The 14936-nt window shown below is 51.7% G+C and carries 15 protein-coding genes and 1 tRNA gene; 6 read left to right on the top strand and 10 right to left on the bottom strand.

The window, feature by feature from the left end; genetic code table 11:
* Positions 1 to 6: 6 nt before the first annotated feature.
* Positions 7 to 237, bottom strand: a complete 231-nt coding sequence (yjdI, locus tag UTM25_RS13575; protein ID WP_008499689.1) for a 4Fe-4S mono-cluster protein YjdI — start codon at positions 235 to 237, stop codon at positions 7 to 9.
* Between the two features lie 176 nt (positions 238 to 413).
* Between yjdI and UTM25_RS13570 the strand changes: the two genes are divergently transcribed.
* The 5 genes from UTM25_RS13570 (at position 414) to UTM25_RS13550 (ending at position 6903) form a co-directional block, all read left to right on the top strand.
* Positions 414 to 2054, top strand: a complete 1641-nt coding sequence (locus UTM25_RS13570; protein WP_194401249.1) for a sensor histidine kinase — start codon at positions 414 to 416, stop codon at positions 2052 to 2054.
* The gene (locus tag UTM25_RS13565; protein ID WP_194401250.1) at positions 2038 to 2733 is read left to right on the top strand and encodes a response regulator; all 696 of its coding nucleotides are present in this window, start codon (positions 2038 to 2040) and stop codon (positions 2731 to 2733) included. Before UTM25_RS13570 ends, UTM25_RS13565 begins: the two co-directional genes overlap by 17 nt.
* Positions 2734 to 2901: 168 nt before the next feature.
* On the top strand, positions 2902 to 3990 hold the full coding sequence (locus UTM25_RS13560; RefSeq protein WP_194401251.1) for an ABC transporter substrate-binding protein: 1089 nt from the start codon (positions 2902 to 2904) through the stop codon (positions 3988 to 3990).
* A gap of 80 nt (positions 3991 to 4070) precedes the next feature.
* Positions 4071 to 5840 carry an ABC transporter permease gene (locus UTM25_RS13555; protein ID WP_023309073.1) on the top strand — a complete coding sequence of 590 codons (1770 nt, stop codon included), beginning with the start codon at positions 4071 to 4073 and terminating at the stop codon, positions 5838 to 5840.
* A complete protein-coding gene (locus UTM25_RS13550) occupies positions 5833 to 6903 on the top strand; it encodes an ABC transporter ATP-binding protein (RefSeq protein ID WP_194401252.1) in 1071 nt (356 codons plus the stop codon). The genes UTM25_RS13555 and UTM25_RS13550 overlap by 8 nt, the downstream gene beginning before the upstream one ends.
* A 99-nt stretch (positions 6904 to 7002) precedes the next feature.
* On the opposite strand, the gene UTM25_RS13545 is transcribed toward UTM25_RS13550, so the two are convergent.
* The 8 genes from UTM25_RS13545 to actS form a co-directional block, all read right to left on the bottom strand.
* Positions 7003 to 7359 carry a putative T6SS immunity periplasmic lipoprotein gene (locus tag UTM25_RS13545; protein ID WP_194401253.1) on the bottom strand — a complete coding sequence of 119 codons (357 nt, stop codon included), beginning with the start codon at positions 7357 to 7359 and terminating at the stop codon, positions 7003 to 7005.
* Between the two features lie 2 nt (positions 7360 to 7361).
* Positions 7362 to 7904, bottom strand: coding sequence for a hypothetical protein (locus tag UTM25_RS13540; protein WP_023294875.1), 543 nt, complete (start codon positions 7902 to 7904; stop codon positions 7362 to 7364).
* Positions 7905 to 8007: 103 nt separating this feature from the next.
* Positions 8008 to 8154 (bottom strand): hypothetical protein, encoded by a 147-nt coding sequence (locus UTM25_RS13535; protein WP_023294874.1) that lies wholly within the window; start codon positions 8152 to 8154, stop codon positions 8008 to 8010.
* 138 nt (positions 8155 to 8292) lie between these two features.
* On the bottom strand, positions 8293 to 8673 hold the full coding sequence (locus UTM25_RS13530) for a hypothetical protein (protein WP_194401254.1): 381 nt from the start codon (positions 8671 to 8673) through the stop codon (positions 8293 to 8295).
* A 944-nt stretch (positions 8674 to 9617) separates the two neighbouring features.
* Positions 9618 to 10394: a hypothetical protein gene (locus UTM25_RS13525; RefSeq protein WP_023294871.1), complete on the bottom strand. Its 777-nt coding sequence runs from the start codon at positions 10392 to 10394 to the stop codon at positions 9618 to 9620.
* A gap of 120 nt (positions 10395 to 10514) precedes the next feature.
* Positions 10515 to 11240, bottom strand: coding sequence for an HNH endonuclease (locus UTM25_RS13520; protein WP_194401862.1), 726 nt, complete (start codon positions 11238 to 11240; stop codon positions 10515 to 10517).
* A 530-nt stretch (positions 11241 to 11770) separates the two neighbouring features.
* A tRNA-Gly gene (locus UTM25_RS13515) sits at positions 11771 to 11844 on the bottom strand.
* Positions 11845 to 11924: 80 nt separating this feature from the next.
* Positions 11925 to 12668, bottom strand: a complete 744-nt coding sequence (gene actS, locus UTM25_RS13510; protein ID WP_058840909.1) for an amidase activator ActS — start codon at positions 12666 to 12668, stop codon at positions 11925 to 11927.
* 163 nt (positions 12669 to 12831) lie between these two features.
* On the opposite strand from actS, the gene idi reads away from it, so the two are divergent.
* On the top strand, positions 12832 to 13374 hold the full coding sequence (gene idi / locus UTM25_RS13505; RefSeq protein WP_023309093.1) for an isopentenyl-diphosphate Delta-isomerase: 543 nt from the start codon (positions 12832 to 12834) through the stop codon (positions 13372 to 13374).
* A 38-nt stretch (positions 13375 to 13412) separates the two neighbouring features.
* Here idi and lysS read toward each other — a convergent pair whose 3' ends face one another.
* Positions 13413 to 14930 (bottom strand): lysine--tRNA ligase, encoded by a 1518-nt coding sequence (lysS, locus tag UTM25_RS13500; RefSeq protein WP_194401863.1) that lies wholly within the window; start codon positions 14928 to 14930, stop codon positions 13413 to 13415.
* Between the last annotated feature and the right edge of the window lie 6 nt (positions 14931 to 14936).

The raw sequence follows: 14936 nt of genomic DNA, 5'->3' as shown, positions 1-14936 counted from the left end.
CCTCGCTTATTTTTGGCGATACTTCAGCGCACCGCTCGGGCAGGTATCAATCACGCGTACAACCGTTTCAACGTCCACTTCATCGGGAATGATCCACGGCTTACGTTTCAGATTAAACAGCTTGGCGCTCCCACGCACGCAGTTACCTGAGTGTTTGCAGATCCCGGTATTGAAGTAAACGTCAATTTTCTCGCCGGTATAGGCCCGGTAACCCGCATCCAGTAGTTCTTTATCCATGACATTGCCTCTGTAATTATTATCGTGCTGAATGAAGCATAGCCTTACGGGATCCTGATGGCTATAACGCCGAAAACGAAAAGCCAGGTCACAACTCTTTTCTCGCCAGATTGCGTCCGCTATTGGCCCATGTCAGGCTCGGCAAATGTCACTTTTACATAACTTCCGCAGGTTGAATGAAACGCAGACTCTCTTTTCAGGTAAAGCTGTTTTTAGCGCTGGTGTGCTTCTCCTGCCTGCTGTTAGTTCTGCTGGGAACAATCCTGTTCCATTTTATTGACCGACAGCTCCATCACGATCTCGGCCAGCGCGCCCGGGTTCAGGCCAGCCAGATCGCGCTGATGCCGGGTCTGGCGGCAATGGTAGCGGCCAGAGATATTCCGGGAATAGCCCGGTTAATTCAGCCGCTTCGCGCCGAAAGCGATGCTAGCTACATTGTGATTGGCGATACCGAGGAACAGCACCTTTATCATTCGGAATCCCCGGAGCGTATTAATTTACCGATGATCGGCGGCGATAATGCCGAGGTGTTAAAGGGCAAAACCATTATTTCCGTGCGTCAGGGCGGGATTGGCGTGTCGCTACGCAGTAAAGCCCCCATCTTCAACGCGCAGCATCAGGTGATTGGCATTGTCTCGGTCGGCTATCTTACGTCGTATATTGCCAATATTAACGCCCGCATTCTCTGGCAGTCCGGGCTGTACGGCGCTGCGCTTCTGCTGCTGCTGTTTATTTTCTCCTGGCTGTTTACCCGCAATTTAAAAAAACAGATGTTCCGGCTGGAGCCGAAAGATATCGCTCAGCTGGTCTTGCAGCAGCGCGCCCTATTAGAAGCCATGTACGAAGGGGTATTTGCCGTTAATGGCGAGAAGCAGCTGATTTTAATTAACCGCGCGGCACGCGAAATGCTGGATATTCGGCAAAATGAGAAAGAACTTATCGGTAAACCGCTGGAGGACATTCTGCAGACAGCGCCGGGCTTTTTATCCCAGCGCTACGCCTCGGTGAGCAGCGGGAGCCACGACCAGATTGCGGTGCTGAACCAGCGCGAGGTGATCGTCAACCGGGTAGCCATTGAGGTCGAACCGGGCGTTGAAAGCGGCTGGGTGTACAGCTTTCGCGACAAAAATGACATCAACACGCTCAGCAGCCAGCTCAGTCAGATTAAACGCTATGCGGATAACTTGCGCATTATGCGCCACGAACAGCTGAACTGGACCGCCACGCTGGTGGGGTTACTGCAGATGAAACACTACGACGAGGCGATCCGATACATCCAGGTGCAGTCCGAAGGCGCGCAGCGCGTGCTGGACTTTGTCTCCGCTCGTTTTTCATCTCCCGCGCTGTGTGGGCTGCTGCTCGGAAAATACGTCAGCGCGCGCGAAAAAGGCATCGAGCTGCTGTTTGATCCCGCCTGCCATCTCACCCGCATGCCTGCCGCGCTCAACGAAACGGAGCTGATGTCCATTATTGGTAACCTGCTGGATAACGCCGTGGAGGCGACACTCAACGCCCCGGTTCACGCGCCGATAGAACTCTACATTTCTGACCGTAACCAGGAGCTGCTGATCGAGGTGGCCGACCGGGGCTGCGGAGTGGACGATGCGATGAAGCCGCACATTTTCCGTCAGGGGTTCAGCAGCAAGCCGGAAAGCGAAAACGACATTGTGGGTACCGAGCACGGTATTGGCCTGTTTCTGGTGGCAGGATATATCGACAAGGCCGGCGGCAGTATTGAGATTGCCGACAACACGCCGCAGGGTACTATTTTTTCTGTGTTTATTCCGAATGGGCAACAGCATGACCCGACCACTTGACGTTGTGATAGTTGAAGATGAGCCGCACCTGGCGGAGCTGCATCGCGAGTATATCGAGCAGAATTTCCATTTGCGCGTGGTAGGCATCGCCGCGTCGATTGAGCAGGCATGCAGCCTGATTCGTCACCATCAGCCGCGGCTTATCCTGCTGGACAACTATCTCCCGGACGGTAAAGGCGTAGAGCTCATCGATAACCCGCTGCTGAAAAGCTATGAGTGCTCGGTGATCTTCATCACCGCCGCCAGCGATATGCAGACCTGCAGCCACGCCATGCGCAGCGGTGCGTTTGACTACCTGATTAAGCCCGTTTTTTTCCAGCGCCTGCACGCCTCGCTGGAGCGGTTTATGCGCTTCATCCACACCGTGCAGCAGGTGAAGGTAGTCGACCAGCATGCGCTGGATCGCCTGTTTAATCTGCCTGCCGCGGAAGCCTCCATTACGCCGTCGACGAAGGGCATTGAGCCCCAAACGCTGGAACGGATTAAACGCCTGTTCGCCGAGCATCCCGACAGCGCGATGTCGGTTGAAGAGGTGGTTGAGAACGTGGGGATCAGCAAAACCACGGGGCGTCGCTACCTTGAATACTGCGTGGAGAGCGGGTTAATCAGCGTCGAAATGCTGTATGGCAATATTGGTCATCCGCGACGGTTATACCGCAAACTCCCCGATAAACCGTAATCCGAAACCGTTCGCAGGCTAACGTTCGCGGATTTAATGGTGTTAATTGCTGAAACGACGGCGACAATCACACTTCGGAATCATTGCCCGCGCCTCCCTATTGTCGGAGGCGCGCTTTACGCTATGTTGACAATTAGTTCCTCAAATGTAACTAAAAGGTTAACTATAATGTCGAACACGTTCCGAATTTCTCTGCTTACCGCTACTGTACTGTTCTCTGCTTCTGCATTGTCTGCCCTGCCGCAGGGCTATCCTGCTGAGTATCAAAAAGTGGTTGATGCCGCCACGAAAGAGGGCAAGGTTGTCATTTACTCCACCACCGACATCAAGGCCGCCGGGCCGCTGATCCAGGGCTTCGAAAAAACCTATCCCGGCATTAAAGTCGAATACAACGACATGAACAGCACCGAGCTGTACAACCGCTTCATCAGCGAACAGGCCTCCGGCGGCGTGAGCGGCGACGTGGTCTGGAGCTCCTCTATGGACACCGGGCTGAAGCTCGCCACCGACTACGCCATGGAGTATAAATCGCCGGAGCAAAGCCAGCTGCCGAAATGGGCGGTCTGGAAAGATAAGGCTTACGGCACCACCTATGAGCCGGTGGTCTTTATCTACAACAAGCGCCTGATCCCGGCCGGCGACGTGCCGGATTCTCACGCCGTGCTGGCGAAGCTGATTGCCAGCCAGACGGACAAATTCAAGGGCAAAGTCACTACCTACGACATCGAAAAATCGGGTCTGGGCTTTATGCTCTCGGTTCAGGATCACAACGCCGATCCTAATTACTTCAAAACCCTGGCCGACGTCGCCAAAGGCGGCTTATCGGTGCAGTCGTCTACCGGCACCATGATGGAGCGCGTCTCCTCCGGTGAAAACCTGATCGGCTTTAACATCCTCGGTTCCTACGCGGAAGCGCGCGCGAAGAACGATCCGTCGCTCGGCATTTCCTATCCAAAAGATTACACCCTGGTGCTGTCGCGCGTGTCATTCATCAGCCAGCAATCGCAAAACAGCAACGCCGCTAAGCTGTGGCTGGACTATGTGCTGTCTGAACAAGGGCAAAACATTCTGGCCAATCAGGCGGATATTCCCTCCATTCGCAACGATATCGAAGGGAAAAATGATATCGACGGCCTGACCAAAATCCTCGGCAACGCGCTGAAGCCAATTCCGGTTGATGAAACGCTGCTGGAATACCTGCAGCCGAAAAAACGCCTGGAGTACATCAAAGAGTGGCGTACCGCCGCCGGTAAATAAGCGTCTGAGCGCGGCGCAGGCCGCCGCGCTCCCTTATCGACTGAGTTCGTTTTTCTGGGCTGCAACACCAGGGATACCCCATGAATACATTACGCAGAAAGTGGCAAAGCCTGCCGCGAGGCATCGTCGTGCTGATAACCGCCCTGGTTATCTACACCCCGCTGTCGTTTATCGTGATACAGAGCTTCCTGTCCGCCCCGTTCTTTTCGCCGTCAAAAGAGTGGAGCTTTGAATCATTTGAGTTTATTTTCACCGACCCTGATTTTTATAAGGCCCTGAAAAGCGGCTTTATTCTTGCTTTCGGGCTGGTCTTTATCTCCATTCCGCTGGGCGGCGTGCTGGCGTTTCTGATGGTGCGTACCGACCTGCCCGGTCGCCGGTTGATTGAGCCGCTGATCCTGGTCCCGATTTTCGTTTCACCGATGGTGCTGGGCTTCGGCTACGTGGTGGCCGCCGGTCCGGTGGGCTTTCTCTCCCAGTGGGCTCAGGCGCTGATTGGCTTTGTGCCGTGGAATATTTACGACATGTCGAGCATTGTGGTCATTGCCGGCCTGACGCACGTCCCGCACGCCTATCTGTATATCTCGTCAGCGCTGCGCAGCGTGGGCTCCGATGTGGAAGAAGCCGCGCGCACCGCGGGCGCGTCGCCCTGGCAGGTGATGACCTCCGTCAGCCTGCCGATGGTGCGCCCGTCCATTCTGTACGCCACCGTGCTGCTGTTCTTCCTGGGGCTGGAAGTGTTCGGCCTGATGCTGGTCCTCGGCGACCCGGAAGGCAACATGGTGCTGGCGACCTATCTCTATAAGCTGACAAACAAGATGGGCACCCCATCCTATAACCTGATGGCGGCGGTTGCCGTGGTGCTTATCTGTATCACCATCCCGCTGGTGATGCTCCAGCGTCGCCTGATGCGCACCGCCAACCGCTTCGTCACCATGAAGGGTAAGGCTTCGCAGGCCCGCGCGCTGCCGCTGGGTAAATGGCGCTGGGTGGCTGGCGGAGTGATTGCCTTCTGGCTCACCGTCACCATCGGCGTTCCGCTGCTCGGCGTGGTATTGCGCGCGTTTATCTCCAACTGGGGCGTGGGCGTTTCGCTGTGGGACGAGCTTTCTCTGAACACCTTCCGCACCATCTGGGCGCAGCCCAACCTGCTGCGCGCCATCGTCAACTCCATGGCGATTGGCGTGATTGGCGGCGCGCTGGCCGTAGTGTGCTACCTGTTTGTCGGCATTGCCATGCACCGCAAGCCGGACAACACCACGCGGTTCCTGGACTACAGCGTGCTGGTGCCGCGCGCCGTGCCTGGCCTGCTGGCGGGTCTGGCGTTCCTGTGGGTGTTCCTGTTCCTGCCGATGTGGCTGGATAACTCGCTGAAATCCGGCTGGCTTTCCGGGTTCGCCTGGACCGACTGGATGCGTGAAAACGTCATCGTCTGGCTGCGTTCGCTGCGTAGCACCATTTTCAGCGTCTGGCTGGCCTATACCGTGGTGTGGATGGCTTACGGGCTGAGGCTTATCTCTTCCACGCTGCTGCAGGTGGGGCCGGAGCTTGAAGAAGCGGCGCGCAGCACCGGAGCGACGCGCGGGCAGATCACCCGCCACGTCACCATTCCGCTCTCACGCTACGGTCTTATCGGTTCGTGGCTGCTGATGTTCCTGATCTTTGAGCGCGAATATTCAACGGGTGTGTACCTGCTTTCACCCGGCACGGAAACCATCGGCTCGATGCTGGTTTCCCTCTGGGCTGCGGGTGCCATCGATATCGTGGCGGCGCTCTCTTTCATTAACATCCTGCTGGTCGTGGTAGGTCTGGGCATTGCCCTTCGTTTCGGAGTGAAAATACATGATTGAATTAGCGGTTGACGATCTGCACTTAACCTACGGCGACAATCCTGTTTTAAAAGGTGTCTCCATGAACCTGAAGCGCGGCGAAGTGGTCTCCCTGCTGGGCCCCTCCGGCAGCGGTAAAACCACCCTGCTGCGCGCCGTTGCGGGTCTGGAAAAACCGACGCAGGGGTCGATTGTCATTGGCAATAATAAAGTTTACGACGGCACGCCGCGCAGCGAGGTCCCGGCGGAAGAGCGTAACCTTGGGCTGGTATTCCAGTCCTATGCCCTGTGGCCGCACAAGACCGTGTTTGAGAACGTGGCCTATCCGCTCAAGCTGCGCAAAGTCCCAGCCAAAGAGATCCAGCAGCGCGTGCAGGACGTGCTGGACCAGCTTGGTCTGGGCCATCTTGGCAAACGTCACCCGCACCAGCTCTCCGGCGGGCAGCAGCAGCGCGTGGCGATTGGCCGGGCGCTGGTCTACAACCCGCCGGTGATTTTGCTGGACGAACCGCTCTCTAACCTCGACGCCAAGCTGCGCGAAGAGGCCCGCGTGTTCCTGCGCGAGCTGATTATCAAGCTCGGGCTATCGGCGCTGATGGTGACGCACGACCAGAATGAAGCGATGTCGATTTCCGACCGCATCCTGCTGCTCAACAACGGCAAAATTGAGCAACAGGGCACGCCGCAGGAGATGTACGGCTCGCCGAAAACGCTGTTTACCGCCGAGTTTATGGGCAGCAATAACCGCCTGCACGGCAAGGTCACCGAAGTGCGCGACGGCAAAGCGCGTATCGAGGGGAAAGGCTGGGTGCTGTGGGGCCAGGCCGGTGAAGGGGTGCAGAGCGGTGATGAAGCCACGGCGGTGATCCGCGTCGAACGCGTGGCGGTGGTCGAGGGGCCAGGGGGAAATCAGCTTGAGCTGCCGCTGCTCACCAGCATGTACCTCGGCGACCGCTGGGAGTACCTGTTCCGCACGGTGGGAGATGATTTTGTCATTCGCGCGTATGGGCATGAGGTTCGGGATCCGCAGCACTGCCATCTTTCGCTGCCGGAGAAGCATGTTTGGGTGTTCCCGAAAGGGTGAATTTGAGAGGAAAAGGCTGCGGGAGGCGGCCTTTTTTGCTTTGACAGAGTGAGAGCATGCAGGCTTTGAGAGGATGATACGAGGGGGCGCAACGCCCCCTTATTCTTTGGGATAAGAAAGTTCAGCAGTGATTAAATGTGACCCTGATTTATCAGATTGGACGTCATACGCGAAGTTATACCTCTCTCCAGGTGTAAACTTAAATCCAAATACTGGAAGACACGCCCCCTTCGGTACATAAACAGGCTTGTCATCGAAAATCTTGTGAAGAGAGTCGCTATTATCGCTTTTGATTTGAATAGCAGTGATCCGTTCCTGCGGCTCCAGTGGTGACAACACACAAACTTGATTATCTTTGATCAATGCCGTTGTAGATTCACGATCTACCATTCGATCACCTGGCCCAGGGCATCCCGTTAAGAGGAATACAACACCCAGCAACATTTTGTTTTTCATGTTTAACGCCCCTTCCCTGTTACGATTTTCTGATAAAGCGAAGGGACATCCTGCAACAAATCTACGCCCCTGTACATCCCCATGCGCCCTGGTCTCTGATAGTAAGACCACTTACTGATCCCATAAACCAGCAGTAACCAGTAATCAGCTAAAATAGAGGCTTGCTGTTCAAGAGAATAATCAGTGAGCTTTTCTTTATCCAGCCTGTAGGTATATTCAGCAGCCCAGCTAAAAGCTCCCCGCATTCTCACCCATTGCCCGTGTTGGTGTTGCCAGACATGCCCCAACTCATGGATGAAAACATATTTATCTTCGATGAAAACCGAGTTTGCGGAAAAATCTTCCCTGTACATCGACTTTCTGTACCATAACTCCCCGTTTGGAGTCATCGCGTAGTTCTGTTTTTGTAGTCCGAATGGTAAATAGCTGTCGCAATGAATCCAGACACGGCTATACACTATCGAATCACCGAACACCCTACGAGCCATTGCTATCTCGCCTAAAGTCATCCGGCGTAATGTTCCTTCTTCTGCCTGTGCGCTCATAAACCGTCCTCCTTGTATGATTTATCTAAATCGTAAAATCATAAGTCGAAATAGTCTATACACGAACATTAGCCATTCATCAAATACAGTGATGATGCAAGCGTTACTCCCCATTGGTACTATCCCCGTCCTCTTGTAGCATGGACTCAATAAACTCTCGTTGCTCATGCGTCAGTGCAAGTTCTTCCAGCAAGCGCTCTAACTCTTCCTCAGGTGATTCATCTTGAATCTGTCTGTTCCCGATAGCCATGCTCACCCTTGAGTTATTAGGATTTATCGCAGAGTATTCAGGGTGCAGAAAATGCGCAACTAACAGATTTTGGACAATAAAGCCTTATTGCCCATTGATGGTATGACAATGGGTGGTGCAACAGCATCAGCGTTTTGCCTACTGGCAATGTGTGTCAAACCACTCACGTACCTCATCAGTAGTAGCGCTCTCTTTGTGTTTGGCTACTGCCCACACAGAAAAGTTATTCAGGTACTTTTCGTAAAAGCCACCAACTGGATATTCAATCCCCTTTTTAATGAAAGTTTTAACAAATCTTTTTTCTGCAATTTCCTTCTGGGAGTTCGTGAAATCTACCGAGTAGCGGGGCGCGTTAGCAATGAAATGGCAATAAATCCCGCTTAGTACATCTGTATCATTTAACAATGGGGGAGTCTGACAAGCCCAAATATCTTGAATGGAGGATGAAGTACCAGCATTCGTCTTATATAGAGTTGCTTCCTTCCCTTTGCTTTTGCAAAAGTCCCCAATCAGTGACATTACAATATCCGCGTTACTTACGTCTCTGTAACGAGCGGTTACAAGCCATCCTAAGCTCTGATCATAACTCTCCGAATAAGTAGGCACATCTAAGTGCTCTTGCCGCTGAGAACCCCCGCTACAACCGACGCAAATGGCACAGAAAAAAAGTGATAATCCTTTAATACACATGATCTACCGTCAACAGTTTGTTATTAAACATATTTAACCTCAGAGCAACTTGAGTGTTTTGTTTTTTCTCTTAACATTCCAAATCAGGCTAATGAGGGGTAAGCCATTATGGATTAAGGTTCAGATACAACTGAAATAATAGAGAATCCAGCAATCTCCGTCCCCCCTCTGCCAGAGTGAAATCTGGCGGAATCCCTTCTGACTGCGTCCTGGACTTCATCTTGTGTTGGCTCGTGGTCAGAGCGAAGTAACACCGTCTCCGCTCTGGTTTCTTTCCCGTCTCTGTGTTCGTATGTGATTTTATACGTGATGCTCATCATCTTCCTCCGCCTTTTTGGATGTACTTTAGTTTAGACAATACCATCCACAAAGCCCCGTTAATGGTACAAGTAACAAGCTGAGCATAAGCGAGGTACTTGTAGTACCTGCATATTACAAGTACATGGGTACGGATGATCGCAGTGATTGCCACTCTGCACCTGTTTATGTTATGTAGCTCATAACGCTACACACCGGACTTATAGACATATGATCAATAAAATGGATTTATAAGAAGTCACACATAAAAACAGGGTATTACTGATAACACTGGCGCTCATGACCCAACAAACTCACGTAGAACTTATCACGCTAATCTTGATAGACTAACAGGAGACTGAGAATACTAAGGCGTGTATTTACAGCAATACAATCTATGACGATCAGTCCGTTTGAACAATGCAAATGTATTAAGACGTCTGTAGAGTATTCAGAACACTTTGATTATTAAATCATCATTTCTGTTCATTCGCGGCAGTAAGTAAATCAATAAAAATCTCGGAGAAGAGAGCGTCTTTAAAAATATCAATCTTAAAGATCTTCTGATGACTACCAGAAGTTAACTGTGATTTTAATCTCATTCTAATGACATCATGATAATCTTTAGAAGCAGAGAAAACATAGAATATAGCAAATCCCTCCACAACGAAATACCATAGTACACTGTCAGCCTCATCACTTTTTATAAAAGCAAAGTTACTAAGAATAGATTTAATAACGTGATCAGGAATATTATTCGTTGTATCGATCAATCTAAATACACAAATACGGATGAAGTTATCCACCTTCAAATGACTAAGTTTATTTATTCTCACCTGTTTATTTTTAATGCAATGCCTCATCAAGTCATCCAACTCAGGAACTCCATTAACAGTTGAATAATGCACACTTTTAGAGATAGAGGCTCTCCATAGTATACTTAGTAAGAAAAGATAAAATCGCTTATAATCGAAAGAGTTGATGATAATATGGTCAGAGTTTTTACGTATATTATGATGATTTCTCAACAATCTTGTTCCATACGATTCGTACTCATGGCTGATAAACTGCTCACATTCGAAGCATAGAAGTGGCTCTTTAGGATCAACATTTTCTCGTTTTGGTTTACTACCTTTTTGAAATATGATCAACTGAGAATCATTCTTCTTCAATCGTTTGAAATAGCTTCTTGGTATGCTATGAGATTCCAGTAGTTCTTTCTCTTCGAGACATAACTTACAGATACTTTTCATAAGTTTCCCATAATATAAAAATGTCGATATTTACATTCCCTGCTTAGCAAGATATTAAATAAGGTCTCATAGAATCCCCAAGATACTTACCCTATTCATACTATCACAAGCATGTTCAGTTTATTTGTTAACTGGTACTAACTCCAAAACGCCATAATGCGCCTGTCTGTGACAGTTCGGGCACAATGCAATCGCATTTTCAACGGAATCTTCCCCACCATTCGAAAGCCACTCAATGTGATGAACCTCAAGAAATGGTGTGCCGTCTATTTTGAGAAAAGGAGCGTCACTCTTACAGCTTTGACACTTGCTATTAGCCCTTGAAAGAACTTCGGCTACCACATAGGGGCTTCGCTTATAAACTCGTGTTGTAACCTCGATTAGCTCAGGAGTTTTATTCTCAGCGTCTAAAATCTCTTTGCGTTCTGACGGGGGCAGCTCTGACGCATCATCAACAGCCTTTTCAAACTCAGATTTCACCTTACGGTAACACCATTTACCTTGCTGATCCTGATACAACTCCCAAATACCATGAATAGAGGGTTGATAGATTTCAAAGATCTTCCCTCGCTTGAACAATCGGTCATACTCATGATGCCGATGGGTTACATCATCAGTTCGCCTGGCTGTTTTGTTGAAACTCCAGTAGCTACGATTGCAGTTGACTGAGTTAACAATGAGATTCAAGTGGGTGTCGTCTTTATAATGCGGAAATCGCTCTTTCAGATAAGCATCCACTTGCTTCGCCGTTGCCGCCCCTCCGAACTGTTCCTCAATCACTTGAACAGTAGTGATTCTTATCGGTTGGTCGCCATACTTGTATGTTCGATTTGATTTTGAAGACATCAAAAAACCTCTTGCAATCTAAGATTTATCTTAGATTAACTATCGAGCATAACTTGTGCAACTCTCTGATTTTGGACAATAGAAGCCATAAAGCCCCGTTGGTGATACAGCAACAAGCGTAGCGACTTCATCAGACTGTCAGAGGGATCACACCTTATCAGGATAACCGTGTACCCTTGCGGGAGCGTGGCTGAAGCGCTGATAGAGCCTACATGTCGTTTGTAGGTACGTTATCACCATAAACCTGTTTACATGGCTCATAAGGCCGCACGTCGGGCTTTAATGCGTGTGATCAATCTGTCGATGACATAACGGTGTCTGGATGGGCTTTTTCTTCACGTTTTGCTATCGAGGTGTGAGGATGCAGCTGCCGCCAACGCTGAGTTATACGGTCATCTCACCATGTAACTTAGCGTGACAGTTACCAAGGGCGGATCACAATGGTATAACCCATAGGTTACAAAAAAGAGGTAACTATTTAAGTTGCTGACAGAGAAGGCTTTTAAGGCTTCTCCACAAGGGGAGAGATCTGGAGCGGGCGAAGGGAATCGAACCCTCGTATAGAGCTTGGGAAGCTCTCGTTCTACCATTGAACTACGCCCGCTTTGAGGTGCGTAAGGCATTATAGACCTTACGCACCTTCATACAAGCCTCTTCGCAACTAACCGGCGATTAAATAATCACTTAGCACTTCGGTTTGCTGCCGGGCGCAGGAAGATAACGCTGCGGATCGATGGCCGTCGCCTTATAGCGAATCTGGAAATGCAGCTTCACCGCGTCCGTGCCGGTGCTGCCCATGGTGGCAATCTTCTGCCCGGCTTTGACGTTCTGCCCGTTGTTGACCAGCATCGTATCGTTATGCGCATAGGCCGTGATGTAGTCTTCACCATGCTTAATCATGATCAGGTTACCGTAGCCGCGAAGCTGGTTACCCACGTAAACCACCTTCCCTGCCCCGGAGGCATAAACAGGCGTACCGCGCGCAGCCGCGATATCAATACCTTTGTTACCGCCCTCAGACAGGGAGTACGGCAGCACCACTTTACCGCTGGCCGGCCAGACCCAGCAGCGTTGACCGACCGGCGGCCAGGACGACTGCGGCACCGCGTAAGACGGCGTCACTTTGGCGGTTTTGCCTTTCGAAGAGGATTTTTTACCCGAGGACGATCCGCCGCTAACCTTCAGCTGCTGCCCCACCTCGATGGTGTAGGGCGGAGAGAGGTTATTCAGCCGTGCCAGATCCTTCACGCTGGTTCCCGTTGCGCGCGAAATCCGGTACAGCGTATCCCCGCGCTTAACGGTATAGACCGAACCGGAATAGCTGCCCATATCCGAAGATTTGCTCCCTGAACAGCCCGCCAGCAATAGCGTCAGCGTCAGGCAAAAAATGGCGGTGATGGGGTTTCTCGTCAGGCTTCCTGCAAACAAAACAGATCCTCGGTCAGCGTGAATGGCGCACTATGATAACAGCCAAAACGAATATGGGTCATGCCCTTTTCCGCTCTACGCGCCAAACCGTTCGTATAAGAATGCAGTATAATGATCCGGCTGATGGTGCTGAACCACTCGGCATTTTGGCACTGGAGCATGAATGAGTATTCAAGAACACGTTATTTTGGTAAACGACCAGGGAATGGTGATTGGCACTCAGGAAAAATATGCCGCGCACACCTTACATACCCCGCTGCATCTGGCTTTCTCCTCCTGGCTTTTTAACGCAAACGGCGAATGTCTGATCACCCGGCGCGCCTTAAGCAAAAAAGCCTGGCCCGGCGTCTGGACCAACTCCGTCTGCGGCCACCCGCAGTCCGGCGAAGAGACGATTCAGGCGATAATTCGCCGCTGCCGCTTTGAAGTAGGCGCTGAGCTAACCGATATCACCGCCGTCGCCCCTGAATTTCGCTATCGGGAAACCGACCCGTCCGGGATCGTGGAAAACGAAATTTGCCCGGTATTCGCCGCCCGCATCACCAATGACGTGACGATAAACGAAGATGAAGTGATGGACTATCAGTGGGTTGAACTGGACGCGCTATTCCGCGCGCTGGACGCGACGCCCTGGGCGTTTAGCCCGTGGATGGTCATGGAAGCGACGACCGCCCGCGAAAAACTCAAAGCCTTCGCGGCGCAATAAAAAAGCCCCTTTCGGGGCTTTTTTAACATCTTAACGCCTTATTTCACCGGGCGCATCGCCGGGAACAGGATCACATCGCGGATGGTATGGCTGTTGGTGAACAGCATCACCATACGGTCAATACCAATCCCCAGACCCGCCGTTGGTGGCAGACCGTGTTCCAGCGCGGTCACGTAGTCTTCGTCGAAGAACATCGCTTCATCGTCGCCTGCCGCTTTCGCGTCAACCTGGTCCTGGAAGCGCTGAGCCTGGTCTTCCGCATCGTTCAGCTCGCTAAAGCCGTTGCCGATTTCACGGCCGCCGATGAAGAATTCAAAGCGATCGGTGATCTCCGGGTTCTCGTCATTACGACGCGCCAGCGGAGAGACTTCAGCCGGGTATTCAGTGATGAAGGTCGGCTGAATCAGGTGCGCTTCGGCCACTTCTTCAAAGATCTCGGTCACGATACGGCCCAGACCCCAGCTCTTCTCAACCTTGATACCGATGCTTTCAGCGATCGCTTTCGCAGAATCGAAGTTATCCAGGTCCGCCATGTTGGTTTCCGGACGGTATTTATTGATCGCTTCGCGCATGGTCAGTTTTTCGAACGGCTTGCCGAAGTCGAAGACTTCTTCACCGTAAGGAACCTGCGTGGTGCCCAGAATATCCTGCGCCAGCGTACGGAACAGGGATTCGGTCAGCTCGATCAGATCTTTGTAATCCGCATACGCCATATAGAGTTCCATCATGGTGAACTCTGGGTTATGACGAACGGAGATACCTTCGTTACGGAAGTTACGGTTGATCTCGAACACGCGGTCGAAACCACCGACCACCAGACGCTTCAGGTACAGTTCCGGCGCGATACGCAGGTACATGTCCAGGTCCAGGGCGTTGTGATGGGTGATGAACGGACGCGCAGACGCGCCGCCAGGGATCACCTGCATCATTGGGGTTTCCACTTCCATAAAGTCGCGGTTGACCATGAACTGGCGGATACCGGCCATGATCTGAGAGCGAATTTTGAAGGTCTTACGGGATTCATCGTTAGAGATGAGATCCAGGTAGCGCTGACGATAGCGCGCTTCCTGATCCTGCAGGCCGTGGAATTTGTCCGGCAGCGGGCGCAGGGCTTTGGTCAGCAGACGCAGTTCGGTGCAGTGGATAGACAGTTCACCGGTTTTGGTTTTGAACAGTTTACCTTTCGCGCCCAGGATATCGCCCAGGTCCCACTTTTTGAACTGCTCGTTGTAGATGCCTTCCGGCAGGTCGTCACGGGAAACGTACAGCTGAATACGGCCGCCCACGTCCTGCAAGGTCACGAAGGAGGCTTTACCCATGATACGACGGGTCATCATGCGGCCAGCAACGGCCACTTCAACGTTCAGCGCTTCCAGCTCTTCGTTATCTTTAGCGTCGAAGTCAGCGTGCAGTTGGTCTGAGGTATGGTCACGACGAAAATCGTTCGGGAACGGCACGCCCTGCTCGCGCAGCGCTGCCAGCTTCTCGCGGCGGGTTTTCAGTTCGTTGTTAAGATCGACTACCGCGTCAGCGCCCTGTGCTTGTTGTTCAGACATGTTGGT

Source organism: Enterobacter sp. 61D5, from assembly GCF_034107965.1.
Classification (GTDB): domain Bacteria; phylum Pseudomonadota; class Gammaproteobacteria; order Enterobacterales; family Enterobacteriaceae; genus Enterobacter; species Enterobacter cloacae_M.
The sequence above is the reverse complement of the archived record's forward strand: the minus strand, read 5'-3'. Positions and strand labels throughout refer to the sequence as shown.